Origin of the sequence: Absicoccus porci (genome assembly GCF_003725415.1) — a bacterium.
Lineage (GTDB): Bacteria > Bacillota_I > Bacilli_A > Erysipelotrichales > Erysipelotrichaceae > Absicoccus > Absicoccus porci.
Window position 1 is genome coordinate 111,592 of sequence record NZ_RJQC01000003.1, and the last position, 19,959, is coordinate 131,550.

The window sequence follows — 19,959 nt, forward strand, 5'->3', positions numbered from 1 at the left end:
TGCATGTTAAGAGATATTATTACGATCGATGAATCAAAATGTAATGGATGTGGTGCTTGTGCGCACGCTTGTCATGAAGGCGCCATTGAAATGATCAGTGGGAAAGCTCATTTGATTCGTGAAGATTATTGTGATGGGTTTGGAGATTGTTTACCAGAATGTCCAACAGGTGCGATTCAGATTCAAAAGAAAGAAGCTGCGGCTTATGATGAGATTGCGGTACAGCGTCATAAACAAATGAGTGGTTGTCCAGGTCATCAAGTACAAATGTTTGATCGAAAAGAACCGGAAGAAGTTTCCGTTGTACAAACCAGCCAATTACGTCAATGGCCGGTACAAATTCAATTATTGCCTATTGAAGCTCCTTTTTATGATAATGCGAAATTATTGATTGCGGCGGATTGTACGGCCTATGCCTATGCGAATTTTCATCAAGATTTTATCCAAGGACATATTGTTTGTGTAGGTTGTCCAAAGTTGGATCCAGTCGACTATAGTGAAAAATTAACAGCGATTCTTTCTCGTAATACGATCAAAAGCGTGAAGATCGTACGAATGGAAGTGCCTTGTTGCGGTGGCTTGGAAATGGCCGCAAAAAAAGCTTTGCAAGCAAGTGGTAAATTTATTCCATGGCAAGTCGTAACGATTTCTCGAGATGGGAGGATTTTAGATGAGTAAATACGAAGTCAATGATCAATGCATCGGTTGTGGTATGTGTGTGGGCCTTTGTCCAGATGTGTTTGAAATGGGTGAGGATAGTTATCAAGCCCATGCGAAAGATGTGGATACGGAAGATCCAGCAGCTGAAGAAGCACAAAGAAGCTGTCCAGTTGGTGCCATCCAAAAAAAATAATATATCCCTGCAAGCTGTCTTTTACGAAGGCAGCTTTTTTTGATGGAAATGAAAAAAACGCAGAAAATTCTGCGCAAATAATGTTATGGAATCCAACGGCCAAAAATACCACAAGGTAAGACGCTATGATTGTGAGTGACTGGCAATAGGTTTTCACCGGTTTCAATGGAACCACCATGTTCTTTTTGAACACTTCTTTTTAATGTTTCTTGTAGCGTTTGACAAGAAAAACCCGTTGTATAACAATTCACGATGAGAAATAATGGATCGTCACTTAATAACTTTTGGGTTTCATTGACCAATTCATAGAGATTATCTTCCAATTTCCAAAGTTCTTTTTTAGGACCCCGACCATAGCTTGGAGGATCCATGATGATACCATCATACGTTCGATTACGACGTTGTTCTCGTTTCACAAACTTTAAACAATCATCGACAATAAAACGAATTTTATGATCTTCCAGATGATTGATCTGCATATTTTCTTTGGCCCATTGGATCATGCCTTTGGCAGCATCGACATGTACGACTTCACTCGCACCGGCTTTGGCAGCTGCCATGGTAGCTCCACCCGTATACGCAAATAAATTCAAAATGCGAATATCACTTCGAGAAGAGTCACGAATAGATTTCATGATAAAATCCCAATTCGCTGCTTGTTCGGGGAATAAACCCGTGTGTTTGAATCCGGTGGGACTAATTTTAAAGCGTAATTCTTTATAACCAATGGTCCAGAATTCTTTGGTTGGTTTCTTGGTTTCCCAGTAACCACCACCTTTGTGAGAGCGATGATAGATGGCATCGGCCTGTTTCCATGGTGTGGAATCTTCGATGGGCCAGATACAAACCGGATCGGGTCGACGTAAAATAATGTGATTCCAACGTTCTAATTTTTCTTTATTTCCTGTATCAATGACTTCATAGTCTTTCCAGTCTTTTGCGATTTGATTCATATGGATATTATATAGTAACTTCGTGATATAATAAACCCATGGATAATTTGATTTTTAGTTTAGAAGCGACGATTCCTGTTTTTTTATTGATCGTCTTGGGTTATTTTTTTGAAAAAGTGCATATCTTAGATAAAGATTTGGCCAATAAGATGAATCGATTTGCGTTTCAGATTGCGTTACCGGTTTTGGTGTTTCAAGATTTAGCGCAACAAGACTTTTCGAAAGCTTGGAATGGAAAATATGTCTTATTTTGTTTTGTGGTCACTTTGACATCCATTGGTATTGCATTTATTTTATCACTACCGATTCATGATAAAGCCGAGCGTGGTGAATTTATTCAAGCGACGTATCGAAGTAGTGCGGCCATTTTGGGATTGGCGTTTATCTTAAATATTTATGGTACATCGGGCATGGCACCATTGATGATCATTGGTACGGTTCCTTTATATAATGTAGCAGCCGTAGTCATATTGACGCTAACAAGTTCTGAAAAAAAGGAAGGTGCCATTAAACAAAGCTTGATTGGTATTTTGACCAATCCAATCCTGATTGGGATCGTGGTTGGGTTATTTTGGTCGGTATGCCACTTGCCATATCCCATTATTTTTGGAAAAGTCGTCCAATCGGTGGCAAATTTAGCTACTCCATTATCTTTAATTGCGATGGGTGCGGCATTTGAATTTCATAGTATGGGAAGAGTATGGAAACAAACCATTGTCGCAACCTTTATGAAATTAGTTGGCTTTGTTGCGTTATTTATGCCATTGGCGATTCGAATGGGATTTCGCAATAGTTATTTAGTTGCGCTTTTGGTGATGATGGGTTCTGCCACTACGGTTTCCAGTTATGTGATGGCCATCAATATGCATCACAAAGGTGAACTGAGTGCAGCCGTTGTTTCTTTGACTACATTAGTGTCTGCCTTTACTTTAACGATGTGGCTCTTTATAATGAAGTCTCATGGATGGATTTAGGAGGTCAAAAGTATGTTTGTACGGATGATTTGTAAGGATCGAAACGAAAAAGAAAAAAATGAATTGTATCAAGTGATGGGTGCTCTCTGTAAACGAGAACATATGCAGATCGAAGAACAAGGTGATCGTGTCGTGATCTATGCTTGTGTGCAAGGCAATATTGTGATCACGGAAGAAGATAATAATGTGATCATTGAAGCCAATACGCGACATGGTGGAGCTGGCTTTCATGCGTTTGCGGTTGAATTTTGTAAAGATATTCAAACAGAATGTCCTGGTGAATATGAATTGGTTGATGATCTAGATTTTGATGCCGATGAAGATTTTCATCGTTTACACCACATCTATGAAGATGAAATCGTATACTTGAAGGATTTATTGTTGAAAAATCCGGAAGTACGAAATATGAACTATATGTTTGATCAGACCTATTTTTTACCTATTGAAAAAGATGGACGCATTTCTACAGCCATTGGCGATATGGACATTTCGGAATTTGCCCGTATGGAAGCCCATGATTTGATGGACAGTTTCTTTGTCTGGAATGACTGGGAAAAGAATGCCCGTTACTACAAGAATGCCGCTTTAGTCACACTGGCTAAAGAAGGGGTTGGTCCTTATGCGACCATGAATGCGGATACGATCAAACATGCGAATGAAATTTGTGATTTTATTGAATTAGCGAATCGGAAAGATCCACATATTTCGTTGCCACTGGATGTGTATGAAGATTTATGTCAACAGCTGGGTCGTCAACCTCAATTGGAACATGCTCATGCAATGGAACAAGAAGCCATTCAATATCGGACCAAAGAAGTGTACCATCTTTTTGACGATGTAAAGGTAGTAGCGGATGGAGCCAGTGAAAGAAGTGTCGATCCGGTCAATGAAGCTTTATGTTTAATGTCACCTTATAATGATGAATCGCAATGGTCTTGGCTATTGATGGCTAGTAAACAACCAGGCATCTGTTCACATTTGGATGAATTACTGCATGAAGAACCGATTACGTATGATGGAAAACAATTTTATTTTACGCAATGGACCGAAGAAGGAGCAACCATGATAGATGCTTTATTGGAAGAAGAGGATCGTGGTTTGTATTTCCATGCGATCATTGCGGATACAAAGGATATTCCATATATCAAACAATGCATCAAAGAAAGTGGATTTGTTCATCAAGCCTAGTCATCTAGGCTTTTTCTTTTGCCAAAAAAAATAGTCAGCCAAGCTGACTAAAAAGAAAATCTTCGAATGGCGGCTTTTTTAATAGCAGGTTCTAATGCGGTCGCAATGATCACACTTGCACCTCCTTGCACCAAGTTTCCGGTTACGGAGGCTAATCCCAACCAAAAGCTTTGATTGACGATGCTATCTGCAATGAGATAACCACCAATCATCCAAATGGCAGCAATGAGAAAAGCTAACCAACCTCTATTCCACTGTTTGTATAATCGACTAGCGACATAGCCTTCGATTCCTTTTATGATCAAAGTAAAGATTGCATAATAGGCATATCCACCAGCAATATCGGCAATGGCAGAACCAATACCACCAATCAATAGTGCATCGACTGGATCAACCAATACAGCGAAGATAAAAATAACGGCATCGCCCACATTGACATAGCCCTGAAGACCATTGGGGATACGAATCAATAGTGTCGTAATGGCAACCAGTGCAATGCCCAAGGCAACAAGAACAATACGATGTGTTTCTTTTTGTGTCGACATATTCATCACCCTTCCTTAGGCATACTCTAGCGCAAATTTTGGCGTTTGTCTAATTAAAGAAAATAATAGATGGTATTCATTCTATACATAACAAATTGAACCGTGATATGATAAAGCACGGTGATAAAATGACAGAAGTACTGGACTCTTTAAATGAAAATCAATATAAAGCAGCAACGACCATTGATTCGCACGTGCGTATCATTGCTGGGGCTGGATCTGGAAAAACACGTGTATTGATGGCACGTATCGTATATTTGGTCAACACGATTGGCGTATATCCCAGTCGTATTCTTGCTATCACATTTACGAATAAGGCAACCAATGAAATGAAAGAACGCCTGATCCATTTATTGGGAGAAGATGCCTATAGTGTGCGTATTTCAACGATTCATGCTTTGTGTGTACGAATATTACGTGAAGATGCGGATAAGTTAGGCTATCCAAAATCCTTTACGATCTTAGATAGCGATGATCAACGATCCATCTTGAATCCTTTCTATCGAGAGTTGGATATCGATAAGAAAAGTTTTCCAGTGAATAAAGTGATTGGTTTTATTTCCAGTCATAAGATGGCACATGTGGATCCGGATGAAGCGGAAAATTATGTACAAACCGAAGATCAAGAAATCATGGTCAAATTGTATCGGAAATATGAAAAGAAAAAGAAGGAAATGAAAGCCTTTGACTTTGATGATTTATTATTGGAAGGCAATCATTTATTAAACTTTGATCGTGAAGTTCGAGAGAAATGGCAAAATCGTTTGGATTATATTCATGTCGATGAGTTTCAAGATGTGGATCCGACCCAATATGGCATCATTCGATTGTTGACTGGACCAGATACAAAACTTTGTGTTGTCGGTGATCCAGATCAAACGATTTATACATGGCGTGGTGCTTCGGTGGATATCATCTTACGATTTGATAAAGATTTTCCCGATTGTAAGACTTTGATCTTGAATCAAAACTATCGCAGTACCCAACCTATATTAAATGCTTCCAATGCGGTCATTGCCCATAATCAATCCCGAATCAAAAAAGATCTTTTTACCCAATTGCCTGGCAATGAAAAGATCCATGTACATTGTGAATCGGATGATGATCAAGAACCATTGTATGTCGCAAGATTAGTGAAACAAAGACACGATCAAGGCGTTCCTTATGCGAATATGGCCGTATTGTATCGTTCTAACTACACATCTCGTGCGTTTGAAAAGCGGATGCGACAGGCCGGTATTCCTTATGTGGTGTATGGTGGTATTCGTTTTTATGAACGACAAGAAATTAAGGATGCCTTATCGTACTTGAAATTATGTACGCGTCCCGATCTAGAAGATCCACAACAGTTCTCGTTGGATTTAGCCGTAACGCGTGTAATCAACCAACCACGAAGAAAAATTGGTGCGGTATCATTACAAAAAATTCAAGATGAAGCTAGTCGTCGTCACATCAATATGTTGGAGACCATGCGTCATAGTGAAGATCTGACAGGCGCCACCAAAAAACGTTGTGAAGACTTTGTTCATTTGATTGATGATTTACGTTCTCATCGCGAGGACTATGCTTTGGAAGATTTCTTAGATTATGTATTAGATCGTTCAGGCTATATGAATATGTTGGAACAAGAAGAAGATACGGCGCGTATCGATAACTTGAAAGAATTAAAACAAGATATCGCCCAAACGGTACAAGAGAATCCAGATACGACTTTAGAAACGTATCTGCAAGATATTTCTTTGTTTACGGATCGTAATGAAGTGGCTAATTCGGATCATATCCTTTTGATGACGGTGCATGCAGCCAAAGGCTTGGAATTTGATACAGTCTTTTTAGTGAATTTTAATGATGGTATTTTTCCAAGCTTACGTTCTATGGACGAAGGTGGAAATGCGGCGTTAGAAGAAGAAAGACGATTGTGTTATGTAGCGATGACACGTGCTAAAAAAGCGTTATATATCACGTATAATCGGGGCTATAGTTATATGTTGGAAGGCAATAAATTGCCAAGTCGGTTTTTGAAAGAAATACCAGATACGTTTATTGAGTCAGATGCTATACAAACAAGAAATCAACCACAAAAACCGATTTTATCTTCGCGCCCAAAAGCAGGCCATCATTCGAAATATCGAAAAGGGGATCTTGTCGAACATACTGTATATGGACAAGGTGTCATCATTAAAATTGAAGGGCGTGTGGCCACCATTGCCTTTGATCATAAGATTGGTGTGAAAAAGTTGAATATTCTGCATCCATCTCTCAAGAAAGTGGTTTCGTGATATAATTTAAACATTAATAGGTAAATTTATATGGATGAAAAGAAACGAATTCTAGAATTAAGAAAAATATTAGAAGAATATTCAATCGCATATTATGTCTATGATGATCCGATTGTACCGGATCAAGAATATGATCGATTATTGGATGAATTGATTCATTTGGAACAAAAACATCCAGAAATGTATGATGCGAATTCGCCAAGTCAACGTATCATTGGTTCGGTCTTAGATGGCTTTGAAAAAGTAACCCATACATCTTTGATGTTGTCACTTTCCGATATTTTTAATCTTGACGAAATTCGAGCGTTTTGTAGTCGAATTGAAGAAAGCGTAGCAGATGCAGAATATGTGGTGGAATGCAAGTACGATGGATTGGCGATGTCGCTAACCTATGAAAATGGCGAGTTTATCCGTGCCGTAACCCGTGGCGATGGTACCGTTGGTGAAGACGTTTCCAATAATATTCGTACTATCCCTTCGATTCCTATGCATATTCCTACTTCTCAGCATGTTGAAGTACGTGGGGAAGTGTATATGCCCAAAAAGAGCTTTGAAGCATTAAATGAAAAACAAAAAGCCGAAAATAAAAAGCCTTTTGCGAACCCACGAAATGCAGCAGCCGGTTCGATTCGTCAATTGGACTCCCGCATTTGTGCTTCTCGAAAATTGGATGCGTATTGGTATTATTTCCAAAATGCCCAGGATTTTGGGATTTTGACCCAAGAAGAAGCATTGGAAAAAATGCATGATCTGCATTTTCGAGTCAATCCGATTCGAAAAGTTTGTAAGAATGCCGATGAAATTTGGGCATTCATCCAAGAAATAAGTCAAAAACGAGAGAATTTGCCTTATGAAATTGATGGAATGGTCATTAAATTAAATTCTTTACCGGATTCTCGTCGTTTAGGTACGACAGTGAAAGTACCGCGTTATGCGATTGCGTATAAATTTCCGGCTGAAGAAGTACAAACTCGTTTGTTGGATATTCAATTAACGGTGGGAAGAACAGGAAAGATCACACCGAATGCAGTCTTAGAACCAGTTCGTGTAGCTGGAACGACGGTACAAGCAGCTACCTTGCATAATGAGGATATGATCCTTCATAAAGATTTGCGTATTGGCGATATTGTGGTCATTCATAAAGCCGGAGAAATCATACCAGAAGTTGTGCGAGCAATCCCTGAGCGTCGGGATGGGACCCAGAAGCCGTATGTTTTTCCGTCTACTTGTCCTGTTTGTGGGTCAAAATTGGTCCGTTTTGAGGATGAAGCAGCTCATTATTGTGTAAACCAAGATTGTCCGGCACGAGTCGTTGAGAGTATGATTCATTTTGCATCTAGAGATGCGATGGATATTGAAACGTTGGGCGATAAGAAAATTGAACAGTTGCATACTTGGGGTTTATTGAACTCCATCGAAGATATTTATTTTTTGAAAGATCATCGAGAGGAGTTATTGAACAAACCGCATTACCAAGCAAAATCGGTAGATAAATTATTAGAACAAATCGAAGCCAGTAAAAAACAAGAATTAGGTGTTTTATTATTTGGACTGGGTATTCGTCAAGTAGGTAAGAAAGCCGCTATGATTTTAGCGAATGCGTTTGGTTCCATGGATGCACTGATGCAAGCCTCCATCGATGATTTGGTGCAAATCAAAGATATTGGTCAAATTACTGCTGAAAGCGTTGTTGCGTTTTTTCAAGAAGAAAAAAATCTTCATTTGATTCAAGTATTAAAAGAGCAGGGACTTTGTATGACACAAACGAAACAATCTATCCAACAGAGTCGATTCACGAATAAAACATGTGTATTGACAGGTACGTTGGAACACTATACTCGAAATGAAGCCAAAGCTATTTTGATTTCATTAGGTGCCAATGTATCGGGTTCGGTTTCGAAAAAAACCGATTATGTCATTTATGGAACGGCAGCAGGTTCAAAATTGGCGAAAGCCCAATCGTTAGGTGTCGCAACGATGAGTGAAGATGAATTCTTACAGGAGGTAGAAAATGCGCAAGCGTAATATATTCGTAGGCATTCTTTGTGCTTCTTTAGTTAGTGGTAGTGGTTGTTCTGCCATTACGTCCAATTCCAATACATCGTCGAATCAACAAGAAGAATACAGTGCGATCTTGCCGTATGAATCCAGTGATACACGGGTAAAACATGTAGGTATCATTGCGAGTGAAGATGTTCGTATACAAATTGAAGATGGTTTAATGGATCTTTCCAAACAACATTTTTCACCAAGTGAAGTGGGATATAAAACGCATACATTCTTGGATTATGATGAATTGGATGCGACCGATGGTTCCCGTGGATTATTAGGAACTTTACGTGATGACAATCCCAACGGCTTAAATCCAAGTACCAATGATGAATTTGATACGGGCAATGGTAAAGTCAAAGGTGCTACGATTTTGGTGGATATCTATGAATTAGATTGGTATGCCAAAGATGATCTAAAAGGCATTTCTTTGGGTCTTGTTGTCAATGATCGAGTGGGAGATAAGAACACAAAAATTAAAAAGTCGAAGATGCGAGAGTATTTAAAAGTCACATCCACAAAATTGGTCAATTATATGCGTTCTCGCTTTAATGAGATCAATGATAATATTCCTATCTATGTAGCAACGTATGAATTAAATGGAAGTGAAACCGCAGATGATACGGGCGGCTATATCTATTCTGGTTATTTTGAAGGAAATAACCAAGATTATACGGCATTGGATGAAAAATGGTATCGAGTGCCAAGTACGAGCTTGACGAGTAAAGATTCTACAACGGCCGATCAATTTACTTCTTTCCAAGATGCGATGAAAGATGTTCTGCCGGATAATACGTATGTGATTGGTTCTGCTGAGTACGAAGGGGATACCCTCACCAAAATGACCATTGAAATTACAGCCCATGGAAAAACAGCGGGAGAAATGTTGGCTGTTTCACAGAGTGCACAGAAAAATTTATCGAAATTCAAAAAGCGTACGTGCGAATATACAGTACGAATCATGAATAATGATACCGTGTATTGTATGATGAAGCGAGCCGCAAACTCGACAGAAGTACAGAGTGTTACTTCCATGTAGTTTGCAGAGTATGTTATAATGAAAGCCAGGAGACATGCGTATGCAAGAAGAAAAAACAAGAAAACCGAAACGAATAAAGAAGGTGAAACGCAAACAGGGACACAAACTTGTTTGGATCACGTTGATCTTGATTGCGATTCCCATTGTTTTCGTATTATATGTTGTGGCAACTAGTGCCATAGGTGGTGATCGTCCAGTAGAAGGCAATCGATTCCAAGATGGCGATCTCGATCCTAAAATCACAACGGAAAATGTTGCAGAAGTACAAACGAAGGTAGCTAAAATTGATGGCGTATCGGATGCAACCGTTACGTTGGAGAGTGCAACTTTACGTGTGAATTTAGATTGTGCAGATGATGCAGATCAAGCCACGATCAACCAAATTACGGAAGAAGCATATAGTGAAGTGAATAAATTACTTCCGATTGAAACCTATTTTACAAATACAAGTAAAGGAAAGATGTATGATCTAGAAGTCGATGGCTATAACTATGTGGTTGATAATTCACATCCACAATCGGGTCAGATATATATCAAGATTACAAAGACGGCACCTGGTAAGAAAACAACGGATGTTTTAACAACACCGAAAGATCAGGAATTGGTCAATGAAATCACACGTTAGGCAAGGCGTAAGCTTTGCCTTTTTCTATGCGAAAAAAATACCTAAGAGAAAGTCTCTTAGGCATTATCGGCAAAGGAACCCGTATATAACTGGTAATATTTGCCTTTTTGTTTCAATAGATCTTCGTGGTTACCACGTTCAATGATCTTACCTTGTTCTAAGACCATGATGGCATTGGCATTCTGAATGGTGGATAAACGATGCGCAATTACAAAGACGGTACGACCTTCCATTAGTTTATCCATACCTTCCTGAACGATTCGTTCAGTATGGGTATCAATGGAAGACGTGGCTTCATCTAGAATCAAAACTGGTGGATCGGCAACAGCCGCACGAGCAATAGAAAGCAGTTGTCGTTGACCTTGCGATAAGCTTTCACCATTGATGATCGTGTTATAGCCATGTTCCAAGTGCATGATAAATTCATGGGCATTGGCTAGTTTGGCAGCTGCAATACAATCTTCATCACTGGCTTCTAAATTACCATAACGAATATTATCCATGACCGTACCTGTAAATAAATTGACATCTTGAAGGACGATACCTAATGAATGACGAAGATCTTTCTTCTTGATCAATTTGACATCGATACCATCATAGGTGATGGATCCTTGTTGGATATCGTAGAAACGATTGATCAAGTTGGTGATGGTCGTTTTTCCAGCACCGGTTGGTCCAACAAACGCAATCTTTTGACCAGGTTTCGCAAATAGATTGATATCATGGAGAATTTCTTTTTCTGGTGTATAGCTAAAGGAAACATCATGGAAACGAACATCTCCCTTTAATTCCACATATTCAGTACCTTCTTTTCTTGGATGGGCCCAGAACCAATGACCTGTATTTTCGTGGCATTCATGCCAATTGCCTTGTTCATCTTGTTTCATATTGACTAAGGTTACACGACCATCATCCACTTCGCTAATAGCGTCTTGTAGTTCACAAATTCGTTGTGCACCTGCTTGTGCCATAATGATCGCATTTAATTGCGTTGAAATCTGGCCAATTGGACCATTGAAAGAACGATTCAATTGGATAAAGGCAGCAATAGTACCTAGGGTCAAACCACCCACATGATTGATGGCTAAGATGGATCCCACTAAGGCATTTAAGACCAAAGAAATATAGCCCATATTGCCTAAGATTGGCATCAACACATTGGCGTATTTATTGGCTTTATCAGCGGCATGAAATAAATCTTCATTGTATTGATTGAATTCTTCGATGGAAGCTTGTTCATGGTTGAAGACTTTAATGACTTTGCTTCCTTCCATCATCTCTTCGATAAAACCATTGACTGTTCCTAAATCTTTTTGTTGGCGAATAAAATATTTACTTGATTTTTTTGATACATTTTTAGAAACAATGATCATTAAAGCACCAACTGCAAATGTGACACAAGCCAAAGGAATATTTAAGATCAACATGGAAATGGATACAGTAATGATCGTAATCAACGAAGAAAGAGCCATAGGAATACTTTGCGACAACAATTGACGTAACGTATCGATATCGTTGGTATAAACCGACATCATATCACCATGGGCATGGGTATCAAAGTAGCCAATGGGCAAGGATTCCATGTGTTTAAATAAGCCATCACGCAATTTTTTCAAAGAACCAACGGAAATGGTTACACATAAGAAATTAAATAACCAGTTTGCCAATACACCAATCAGAAAGATGATCGATAATTGGATCAAGGCATGGAGCAATGGCATATAATTTGGATGACTTTGACTCAACAGTGGTGTGATGTAGTTATCGACCAATTGTTGCATGAACATGCTGCCATAGACACTGGCCACAGATGAAACAATGATGAAGATCAATACAAGAAGAGCATGGATGGGATAATTATGAAGAACTTCTTTAATAATACGGACTAAACTATTCTGCTTCATCAAAATCACCTCCTCCTTCTTGTTGGGCTTCAAATGTTTCTTTATATGTTGGTGATGTTTTTAATAAGGTTTCATGATTACCAACGGCATCGATTTTTCCATTATTTAATACAATGATCGTATCTGCATCTTGAATGGAACTGATACGTTGGGAAATGATCAAACGTGTAATATGTGGTACTTTTTCTTTAAATGCCTGACGAATCAGTGCATCGGTCTTGGTATCCACGGCACTAGTTGAATCATCCAGGATCAAGATTTTTGGTTTTTTCAACAGGGCACGTGCAATACATAATCGTTGTCTTTGACCACCGGAAACATTGGCTCCACCACGTTCAATATGACTATCATATTTATCTGGCATTTTTTGAATGAATTCATCGGCTTGTGCCCATTGACAAGCTTCCAGAATTTCTTCATCACTCGCTTTTGGATTTCCCCAACGCATGTTGTCTTTGATGGAACCAGAGAATAAGATATTCTTTTGAAGAACCATAGCGACATTATCACGTAATACTTCTACCTCATATTTACGAACATCGATACCACCAACTTTTATGGATCCGGCTGTTACATCGTATAAACGTGGAATCAATTGTACGAGGCTGGATTTTGAACTTCCAGTCGCACCAAAGATGCCAACCGTTGATCCAGTAGGAATAGAAAGATTGATATCACTCAATACATGTTCGTCTTCTTTATCATTTTTTCCATAATCAAAATACACATGATCAAATTGAATGCTTCCATCCGGAACGGAAGTAACAGCATTTTCTGGAGATACAATGGAACTCTTTTGTGTTAATACTTCACTAATTCTTTGACCAGAAGCAATGGACATTGAAACCATAACGACAACCATCGATAACATCATCAATGAAAATAAGATGTTCATGACATAGGTTAGCAATGTCATGAATTGACCGGTTGTGAGTTGGGAACTAACGATCATATGGGCACCGACCCAGGAAATACCTAAAATCATGATATAGGCGGAAAGCTGCATGGCTGGTGAGTTAATACTTAAGATGCGTTCGGCTTTGCGTTGGGTCTTGAATAGATCTTCACTGGTTTGTTTGAATTTATTGATTTCATAGGGTTCGCGTACAAAGGATTTCACAACACGGATACCGGTGATATTTTCTTGAATACGTGCATTCAGGGCATCGTATTTTTTAAATAAACGATTAAAGATTGGACGTACGATGAAGATGACACTAAATAATACGGCAGCAAGGAAAATACTGACAATCAAGAAAATCAATGCAATCTTACGGTTGATCCAAAAGGTCATGACTAATGAGGCAATTAACATCATAGGGGCACGTGCACAAGTACGAATAACCATCATAAAAGCCATTTGTACATTGGTTACGTCTGTTGTCATACGGGTAATCAATGAACCAGTGGAATAGTCATCGATTTCTTTGAAAGAAAAATTCGAAATGTTTTCATATTCAGCTTTTCGAAGATTTTTGGCAAAACCACTCGAAGCATAGGCGGCATATTTTCCACTTTGGAAACCACAAAATAGAGAGAGTATGGCAGCGCCAAGCATCAATGTAGCACTGATGCCAACGATATGCATATCGCCTTTTTCAATGCCTTGATCGACCATGATGGACAATTGATACGGAATGAAGACTTCCATCAACGCTTCGAGAATGACCCATAGTGGGGTAACAATGGTTGCGTGTTTGTATTCTTTGAGTTCAGAAAGAATGATTTTTAGCATGTTTTTTCCTCCATTTCTATATTCTGTAAGATTTGAATCAACATAGATTGTAAAGATTGTTGCGCCGGTTCATCGATATTTTTCATGAGTTGCGATTCAAGATCTTGAAATACATGACGAATTTGATGATGGATCTTTTTGGCTTCTTCCGTTTCAACAATATAATGAATGCGTTTATCTTTTTCATTGATACGTCGTTCTACATAGCCTTTTGATTCCAATCGGTGGACAAGACCAGTCAAGGTCGGATACGAAAGTTGTAGCTGATCTTGTAGTTCTTTTAAGGTGATACAATGATCCTTGTGTTTATGCAAGATAAATAAAATATCCATCTGAGGCTTGGTCAGATCCAGTGTTTGAAGATGTTGTTGGATATATTTATTGATTTCTATGTTTATATGTTTAAAGTAATAGCCATAGTGAAACATAAATCCTCCTATTATTTAGCATGCTAAATATATATACACCGAATAAGTGTATTCGTCAATTGATATCTATGAATAAATTGTTTAGAATGTGGACATGAAGAAAAATGAAGTATACAAAACGCAGATCATTGATCTTACGAATATGGCGTATGGAGTCGCTCGTATAGATGGATTGGTTGTTTTTGTTCCCAATGTCTTACCACAAGAAGAAGTGAAAATAGGCATCACCAAGGTTTGTAAGAAATATGCCTATGCCCGATTGATTAAAATCATAAAACCAAGTCCGGATCGGATTGAACCAGTTTGTCCAGTGGCAGACAAATGTGGTGGTTGTCAGTTACAGCATATGCGCTATGCTGCGCAATTGGCTTATAAACAAAGGTTAGTACAAGATTTAATGCCAAACCAAGAGGTTCGGTATCCATTGGGTATGGAGGATCCGTATGCGTACCGAAATAAAGCGCAATTTCCGATTCAGATCAAGAACAACCAGGTTTTCATGGGATTTTATCGTGTTCATTCCAATGACATCGTTCCCATTCAACAATGTGCCATTCAAGATCCCGTCATCAATGAATTATATGCATGGTTTCAAGAGCATTTGACCGTTTCATTGGCACAAGGCTTACGTCATTTATATATTCGATACATTCAATCAACCAATCAATCACAAATTGTTTTGATTGGGCAATACAAAAATGATTGGGAACAATTGGTAAAAGATTGTGTTTCGACATTTGATCATGTGGCTAGTATTGTCTTTAATCAAAACAATCGAAAAGATAATGTGATCTTAGGTGAAAAATACGAAGTCCTTTATGGAAAGCCATATATTTTAGCAACATGTTTTGAAAATAAAGTTCATCTACATTTTAAATCTTTCTTCCAAGTGAATTCTGTGCAAATGGAAGTTTTATACAAACAAGCCTTACAAGCTGCAAATCTGGATTCATCAATGACGGTCATTGATCTATATGCTGGTACGGGAACCATTGGGATGATGGCTGCTCGTTATGTGAAACAAGTGATTGGTGTGGAAATTGTGCCAGAAGCGGTTGAAAATGCGAAGGAAAATTATGCATTAAATGATTTATACAATGGCTCTTATTATTGTATGGATGCGAGTGTATTTGCTCATGAAATGAAAGAAAAGGTGGATGTGGTATTTGTGGATCCACCACGAAAAGGAATGAGTGAACAAGGCATCGATGATATTGCTCGATTGAATCCACAACGTGTGGTCTATGTGTCTTGTAACCCAAAGACATTAGCACGAGATATCAAGATTTTTGAACAAGAAGGATATCATTGCGAATATGTGCAACCCGTTGATTTATTTTGTCAAACAAATGGTATAGAATGTGTAGCCAAATTAGAAAAAATGGATTAAAATAAGACTACACGCGGTCGTGGTGGAATCGGTAGACACGCAGCTTTGAGGGGGCTGTGGAAATTATTTCTGTGTGCGTTCAAATCGCATCGGCCGCACCATTTAAGTAAATGCAAGCACTTCCAAATGTGGGAAAATGGAAGCGCTTTTTCTTTGCTTTATCTCAAAAAGTGGGAAATACTGTGTGAAATTGTGTGCTTTTAGCTTAAAAAGTGGCATTTCTTTTAAATTCATGGTTTCATAAAAAAGGTTTTTTTATAAGAAACGGAGGGATTTAATGCGTTACGCAAAAAGATGGGCCATGATTTTAGCGACAGTTTCTTGCTTAGGTTCAGTGGCCACACCTGTATTTGCCAACGAGGGGAGCACATACAAAGTAGATTACAAAGATAAGGGTTCGGTTATTCCTGTGTTTGAAAAAGTCTATTCCGAAGACATAGGAACTATGAAGTACAAAGATACAAGTTTGATTCAAGACCAAAAGGTCATGACTTATGAATCGAAAACATACCGAATGGAAGTTTCGGGATTGGAGCTCGATGAAAAAGGGGACCAAAACGTCGTATTTAAACTTTCTAAAAAGAATACAGTATTACCATCAACAGAACAGAAAAAAACCACTGTATCCGTTGAGGTGCCAAAACCAAATTTAGAAGTGAGCCAATCAACGATTGATACGATTCAAAATAAAACGGTGGATCTCACTTCTTATGTATCAACCGATGAGGATGCAACCATCACATTAAAAGGTGATGTGAATTATGCACAAGTTGGTACATATACCGTAACGGCTACCGCCACTAATGAAGCCGGTGGTAGTACCAGTACAAACTTAACAGTCAATGTCAATAAAGATGATTTCTATGATAAGATTGCCGAAGCGGCGAAAGCACAAGTTGGTGTCAACCAAGATTGTACAATGCTTGTAACCAATTCATTAAAGGCCGTAGGCATTAATTTTCATGGATGGCCATCGGAATATTTGTCATTAGGGGATCAGACAGATAACCCAGTTCCGGGTGATATCTGTGTATATCAAGGACATGTTTCTATATATATTGGCAATGGACAAGCCGTACATGGTGGATGGAATGGTAATCAAACCGTGATTACCAATGTACAATGTTCCACACCATTGATTGCGTATGTACATGTTCGTCATTAGTCGTGTGAAAAGCACGACTTTTTTTAATGCATGGATCTTATTGTTAACTATACATTTATATAATAAAATCTAAAAATATGGGATAATGAAAAAATTAAATGGGTTATAGTTTATGAAAAATATGAAGTAAAAGCCAAAACAAGTTATTTACGCGACCAAATGGCTATTGCTGTCTACTATTTATTTGAAAGACATTTTCCACAAATTAGAAGAAGTGAATACGATGATATAGAAGAAGAAATAAGAGAAAAAATCGTAGCGGATTCTTTTCAAAAAGTAAAATTGAAGGAGTCAATTTTAAAGCGGAATTTTTAACCAAGAAAACAAAGGAAGATAAAGAATATGCAGATGTGATAAAAACGATGTCCGATTTAGAATTAGATCCTACATATCTAAAGAAAAATAAATTTCTAGATACCAGTTATATTTTAATAAGAATCGATTTGGAACGAAACAATGTTCCACAATATATGAAAAAATATCAACAAGAAAAAATATAGGCCCAGACTGTTCTGGGCCTTCATTATTTGATTAATTCTTGTAAGATTTGTACCGCGTTTGTTGCAGCTCCTTTACGGATCTGGTCACCACAACAGAATAGAGATAAACTATGTCCGGTTGGATCAGAAATATCTTTACGGAAACGACCAACAAATACAAGATCTTGATTGGTTGTATCTAATGGCATTGGATAGACACCATTCTTTGGATCATCTTTTAAGACACATCCAGCGGCTTCGTTGATCAATGCACGTGCTTTTTCTACATCCACTTCTTTTTCACATTCGATGAAGATACTTTCACTGTGACTACGGAAGATTGGTACACGCACACAAGTACAACTTACTAGTAAGTTGTCATCATGCCAGATCTTACGTCCTTCATTTTGCATCTTCCATTCTTCTTTGGAAATACCCAGATCATCAAAATCACCAATTTGTGGAATCAAGTTATAAGCAATCTGATAAGGGAAAGCCGTACTTGGTACACTTGGATCTTTGGATTGTACTTCTAGATCATGGATACCTTTGACACCAGCTCCAGAAACAGCTTGGTACGTAGAAACGATCATTCGTTTGATACCGAATTCTTTACGAAGGGCATTTAAAGCGACTAAAGCAATGATGGTTGCACAGTTTGGATTGGCAATCAAACCATGATGTTTTTGGATGTCTTCTGGATTGATTTCTGGAATAACCAAAGGAACATCTTTATCCAAACGATATGCACTGGAATTATCGACTACGACTACATGATTTTTTTTTGCCCATGGCATCCATTTCTTTGTGATATCATTGCCAGTTGCACCCAATGCATAATCAACATCTTCAAATGATTCTTCACAAAGTTCTTCCACAGCGATTTCTTGTCCTTTATATGTGAATTTCTTGCCAACCGAACGAGCGGAAGCTAATAATTTCAATTCACCAGGTACGTTTCTTTCTTCTAAGCATTGCAACATTTGCTGACCAACAGCACCTGTTGCACCGACGATTGCGATTTTCATGATTTATTCTCCTTTTTTTGTAACAAATGTATCATAAATAACTTGAATGGTCTTTTTGAAATCTTCTTCTTTGACACCAACGGTAATGTTCATCTCATCACTACCTTGTGCAATCATACTAATATTGATATGATTTGCGCCCAAAGCGCCAAATAAACGACCGGAAGTACCTGGTTTGGATGACATGTTACGGCCAACGGTTGAAATCAAAGCTAGACCGGATTTTGCTCGTACACGATTGGGTTTTAATTCGGATTTGATACGTGCCACCATTTCATATAATATATCTTCCACATCTTTATCCGCTACGACAATACTGAATGAATCAATAGAACTTGGAATATGTTCAATGGAAATATGATATTCTTCTAAGATTGATAAGACCTTGCGAATGTATCCAACTTCATTGGACATGTGTTTTTTATAAACAAGAATACTTGTGAAACCTGTCTTACCGGCAATACCAGTAATTGGATATTCACTTGGCTGATCAATATTTTCTTGGATGATCGTACCTTTATCTTGAGGACGATTTGTATTTAATATATGGATAGGAATATTTTTCTCTTTGGCAGGGAAAATTGCATCTTCGTGTAAAACGCTGGCACCCATATAGGATAATTCGCGCAATTCTGAATAGGTAATGTGTGTGATTGGTTCTGGATTCTTTACGATACGAGGATCCGCCATCAAGAAGCCAGAAACATCGGTCCAGTTTTCATAAATATCAGCATCGATACAACGTGCCAAGACAGCACCTGTAATATCACCACCACCACGAGGGAACGTTTGAATATGGCCATTGGCATCGGTTCCATAGAAACCAGGGAAAACGAAATGGTCATATTTGGCACATTTGGCTTTTACTTTTGCGGTCGTTGCTTCCCAGTCAATGCTTTTATCCATCTTAAAACGAATGACATCAGCTGCATCCACAAAGGCATAGCCTAAATATTCAGCCATCATTTTGGCACAAAAATATTCACCACGACTGACAATTTCGGCTTGTGTCATCTTGGATAAATTGGCAAAGAACTCATCTAGTTCTTTTTCCATATTTATTTGTAGGCCTAATTCTTCTTTGATTGATAAAAAACGCTCGCGAATGATTTTAGTAACATTCGAAGCATCGACATGATAATGACGATGTGCATCTAATAGATAAAGCAAATCCGTAATTTTATTATCGCTTGCCGTACGCCGACCCGGTGCACTGACAACGACATATTGACGGGCAGGATCCGATTCGACAATATTTTTTACTTTTTTAAACTGTGTTGCGTTTGCGACACTGCTACCACCAAATTTTGTGATCTTTAACATGC

The 19,959-nt window shown here is 38.3% G+C and carries 19 protein-coding genes and 1 tRNA gene; 12 read left to right on the forward strand and 8 right to left on the reverse strand.

From position 1 onward, the window contains the following. Positions 1-3 precede the first annotated feature (3 nt). Both EDX97_RS08610 and EDX97_RS08615 read left to right on the forward strand, forming a co-directional pair. The gene (locus tag EDX97_RS08610) at positions 4-678 is read left to right on the forward strand and encodes an ATP-binding protein (RefSeq protein ID WP_128520761.1); all 675 of its coding nucleotides are present in this window, start codon (positions 4-6) and stop codon (positions 676-678) included. After that, positions 671-853 carry a ferredoxin gene (locus EDX97_RS08615; protein ID WP_128520762.1) on the forward strand — a complete coding sequence of 61 codons (183 nt, stop codon included), beginning with the start codon at positions 671-673 and terminating at the stop codon, positions 851-853. Before EDX97_RS08610 ends, EDX97_RS08615 begins: the two co-directional genes overlap by 8 nt. 83 nt (positions 854-936) lie before the next feature. Here EDX97_RS08615 and EDX97_RS08620 read toward each other — a convergent pair whose 3' ends face one another. Next, positions 937-1,806, reverse strand: coding sequence for a class I SAM-dependent methyltransferase (locus EDX97_RS08620; RefSeq protein WP_128520763.1), 870 nt, complete (start codon positions 1,804-1,806; stop codon positions 937-939). Between the two features lie 38 nt (positions 1,807-1,844). On the opposite strand from EDX97_RS08620, the gene EDX97_RS08625 reads away from it, so the two are divergent. Both EDX97_RS08625 and EDX97_RS08630 read left to right on the forward strand, forming a co-directional pair. Continuing rightward, a complete protein-coding gene (locus EDX97_RS08625; RefSeq protein ID WP_128520764.1) occupies positions 1,845-2,780 on the forward strand; it encodes an AEC family transporter in 936 nt (311 codons plus the stop codon). 12 nt (positions 2,781-2,792) lie between these two features. Next, positions 2,793-3,968, forward strand: coding sequence for a hypothetical protein (locus EDX97_RS08630; RefSeq protein WP_128520765.1), 1,176 nt, complete (start codon positions 2,793-2,795; stop codon positions 3,966-3,968). A 47-nt stretch (positions 3,969-4,015) separates the two neighbouring features. Here the strand turns inward: EDX97_RS08630 and EDX97_RS08635 are convergent, their stop codons facing one another. Then, positions 4,016-4,513: an ECF transporter S component gene (locus tag EDX97_RS08635; protein WP_183164326.1), complete on the reverse strand. Its 498-nt coding sequence runs from the start codon at positions 4,511-4,513 to the stop codon at positions 4,016-4,018. 128 nt (positions 4,514-4,641) lie between these two features. Between EDX97_RS08635 and EDX97_RS08640 the strand changes: the two genes are divergently transcribed. From EDX97_RS08640 to EDX97_RS08655, 4 genes are read left to right on the forward strand one after another with little or no spacing between them, the layout of a single operon-like run. Next, positions 4,642-6,792, forward strand: coding sequence for an ATP-dependent helicase (locus EDX97_RS08640; protein WP_128520767.1), 2,151 nt, complete (start codon positions 4,642-4,644; stop codon positions 6,790-6,792). 30 nt (positions 6,793-6,822) lie between these two features. Next, complete coding sequence (ligA, locus tag EDX97_RS08645) at positions 6,823-8,817, forward strand: NAD-dependent DNA ligase LigA (protein WP_128520768.1); 1,995 nt, start codon at positions 6,823-6,825, stop codon at positions 8,815-8,817. Beyond that, a complete protein-coding gene (locus EDX97_RS08650) occupies positions 8,804-9,880 on the forward strand; it encodes a CamS family sex pheromone protein (protein ID WP_128520769.1) in 1,077 nt (358 codons plus the stop codon). Before ligA ends, EDX97_RS08650 begins: the two co-directional genes overlap by 14 nt. 40 nt (positions 9,881-9,920) lie before the next feature. After that, complete coding sequence (locus EDX97_RS08655) at positions 9,921-10,505, forward strand: hypothetical protein (protein ID WP_245978042.1); 585 nt, start codon at positions 9,921-9,923, stop codon at positions 10,503-10,505. Between the two features lie 56 nt (positions 10,506-10,561). Here EDX97_RS08655 and EDX97_RS08660 read toward each other — a convergent pair whose 3' ends face one another. From EDX97_RS08660 to EDX97_RS08670, 3 genes are read right to left on the reverse strand one after another with little or no spacing between them, the layout of a single operon-like run. Next, positions 10,562-12,409 carry an ABC transporter ATP-binding protein gene (locus EDX97_RS08660; RefSeq protein ID WP_128520771.1) on the reverse strand — a complete coding sequence of 616 codons (1,848 nt, stop codon included), beginning with the start codon at positions 12,407-12,409 and terminating at the stop codon, positions 10,562-10,564. Continuing rightward, complete coding sequence (locus EDX97_RS08665; RefSeq protein ID WP_128520772.1) at positions 12,396-14,144, reverse strand: ABC transporter ATP-binding protein; 1,749 nt, start codon at positions 14,142-14,144, stop codon at positions 12,396-12,398. The genes EDX97_RS08660 and EDX97_RS08665 overlap by 14 nt, the downstream gene beginning before the upstream one ends. After that, positions 14,138-14,572, reverse strand: coding sequence for a MarR family winged helix-turn-helix transcriptional regulator (locus EDX97_RS08670; protein WP_128520773.1), 435 nt, complete (start codon positions 14,570-14,572; stop codon positions 14,138-14,140). The genes EDX97_RS08665 and EDX97_RS08670 overlap by 7 nt, the downstream gene beginning before the upstream one ends. 94 nt (positions 14,573-14,666) lie before the next feature. Here EDX97_RS08670 and rlmD point away from each other — a divergent pair, with 94 nt between their 5' ends. Together rlmD and EDX97_RS08680 are read left to right on the forward strand one after the other, a co-directional pair. Next, positions 14,667-15,962 (forward strand): 23S rRNA (uracil(1939)-C(5))-methyltransferase RlmD, encoded by a 1,296-nt coding sequence (gene rlmD, locus EDX97_RS08675; RefSeq protein ID WP_128520774.1) that lies wholly within the window; start codon positions 14,667-14,669, stop codon positions 15,960-15,962. A gap of 13 nt (positions 15,963-15,975) precedes the next feature. After that, positions 15,976-16,063: transfer RNA gene (locus EDX97_RS08680), tRNA-Leu, on the forward strand. 1 nt (position 16,064) lies between these two features. Here the strand turns inward: EDX97_RS08680 and EDX97_RS12120 are convergent. Then, complete coding sequence (locus EDX97_RS12120) at positions 16,065-16,196, reverse strand: hypothetical protein (protein ID WP_276330013.1); 132 nt, start codon at positions 16,194-16,196, stop codon at positions 16,065-16,067. Between the two features lie 43 nt (positions 16,197-16,239). Here EDX97_RS12120 and EDX97_RS08685 point away from each other — a divergent pair, with 43 nt between their 5' ends. After that, positions 16,240-17,127 carry an NlpC/P60 family protein gene (locus EDX97_RS08685; protein ID WP_221175926.1) on the forward strand — a complete coding sequence of 296 codons (888 nt, stop codon included), beginning with the start codon at positions 16,240-16,242 and terminating at the stop codon, positions 17,125-17,127. Between the two features lie 159 nt (positions 17,128-17,286). After that, entirely contained in the window at positions 17,287-17,442 is a 156-nt protein-coding gene (locus EDX97_RS11750) for a hypothetical protein (RefSeq protein WP_183164327.1), read from the forward strand. Positions 17,443-17,650: 208 nt separating this feature from the next. Here EDX97_RS11750 and EDX97_RS08690 read toward each other — a convergent pair whose 3' ends face one another. Together EDX97_RS08690 and EDX97_RS08695 are read right to left on the reverse strand one after the other, a co-directional pair. After that, complete coding sequence (locus tag EDX97_RS08690; RefSeq protein WP_128520775.1) at positions 17,651-18,634, reverse strand: aspartate-semialdehyde dehydrogenase; 984 nt, start codon at positions 18,632-18,634, stop codon at positions 17,651-17,653. Between the two features lie 3 nt (positions 18,635-18,637). After that, positions 18,638-19,957: an aspartate kinase gene (locus EDX97_RS08695; RefSeq protein ID WP_128520776.1), complete on the reverse strand. Its 1,320-nt coding sequence runs from the start codon at positions 19,955-19,957 to the stop codon at positions 18,638-18,640. Positions 19,958-19,959: the final 2 nt, after the last annotated feature.

Bases quoted from the DNA above. Each gene is read 5' to 3' on its own strand.
- EDX97_RS08655 (WP_245978042.1), top strand. From the start codon at position 9,921: ATGCAAGAAGAAAAAACAAGAAAACCGAAACGAATAAAGAAGGTGAAA.
- EDX97_RS08660 (WP_128520771.1), bottom strand. From the start codon at position 12,409: ATGAAGCAGAATAGTTTAGTCCGTATTATTAAAGAAGTTCTTCATAAT.
- EDX97_RS08670 (WP_128520773.1), bottom strand. From the start codon at position 14,572: ATGTTTCACTATGGCTATTACTTTAAACATATAAACATAGAAATCAAT.
- EDX97_RS08630 (WP_128520765.1), top strand. From the start codon at position 2,793: ATGTTTGTACGGATGATTTGTAAGGATCGAAACGAAAAAGAAAAAAAT.
- rlmD (WP_128520774.1), top strand. From the start codon at position 14,667: ATGAAGAAAAATGAAGTATACAAAACGCAGATCATTGATCTTACGAAT.
- EDX97_RS08685 (WP_221175926.1), top strand. From the start codon at position 16,240: ATGCGTTACGCAAAAAGATGGGCCATGATTTTAGCGACAGTTTCTTGC.
- EDX97_RS08650 (WP_128520769.1), top strand. From the start codon at position 8,804: ATGCGCAAGCGTAATATATTCGTAGGCATTCTTTGTGCTTCTTTAGTT.
- EDX97_RS08615 (WP_128520762.1), top strand. From the start codon at position 671: ATGAGTAAATACGAAGTCAATGATCAATGCATCGGTTGTGGTATGTGT.
- EDX97_RS08695 (WP_128520776.1), bottom strand. From the start codon at position 19,957: ATGTTAAAGATCACAAAATTTGGTGGTAGCAGTGTCGCAAACGCAACA.
- EDX97_RS08635 (WP_183164326.1), bottom strand. From the start codon at position 4,513: ATGTCGACACAAAAAGAAACACATCGTATTGTTCTTGTTGCCTTGGGC.
- EDX97_RS08640 (WP_128520767.1), top strand. From the start codon at position 4,642: ATGACAGAAGTACTGGACTCTTTAAATGAAAATCAATATAAAGCAGCA.
- EDX97_RS08690 (WP_128520775.1), bottom strand. From the start codon at position 18,634: ATGAAAATCGCAATCGTCGGTGCAACAGGTGCTGTTGGTCAGCAAATG.
- EDX97_RS08620 (WP_128520763.1), bottom strand. From the start codon at position 1,806: ATGAATCAAATCGCAAAAGACTGGAAAGACTATGAAGTCATTGATACA.
- EDX97_RS08665 (WP_128520772.1), bottom strand. From the start codon at position 14,144: ATGCTAAAAATCATTCTTTCTGAACTCAAAGAATACAAACACGCAACC.
- EDX97_RS08625 (WP_128520764.1), top strand. From the start codon at position 1,845: ATGGATAATTTGATTTTTAGTTTAGAAGCGACGATTCCTGTTTTTTTA.
- EDX97_RS11750 (WP_183164327.1), top strand. From the start codon at position 17,287: ATGGCTATTGCTGTCTACTATTTATTTGAAAGACATTTTCCACAAATT.
- ligA (WP_128520768.1), top strand. From the start codon at position 6,823: ATGGATGAAAAGAAACGAATTCTAGAATTAAGAAAAATATTAGAAGAA.
- EDX97_RS12120 (WP_276330013.1), bottom strand. From the start codon at position 16,196: ATGAATTTAAAAGAAATGCCACTTTTTAAGCTAAAAGCACACAATTTC.
- EDX97_RS08610 (WP_128520761.1), top strand. From the start codon at position 4: ATGTTAAGAGATATTATTACGATCGATGAATCAAAATGTAATGGATGT.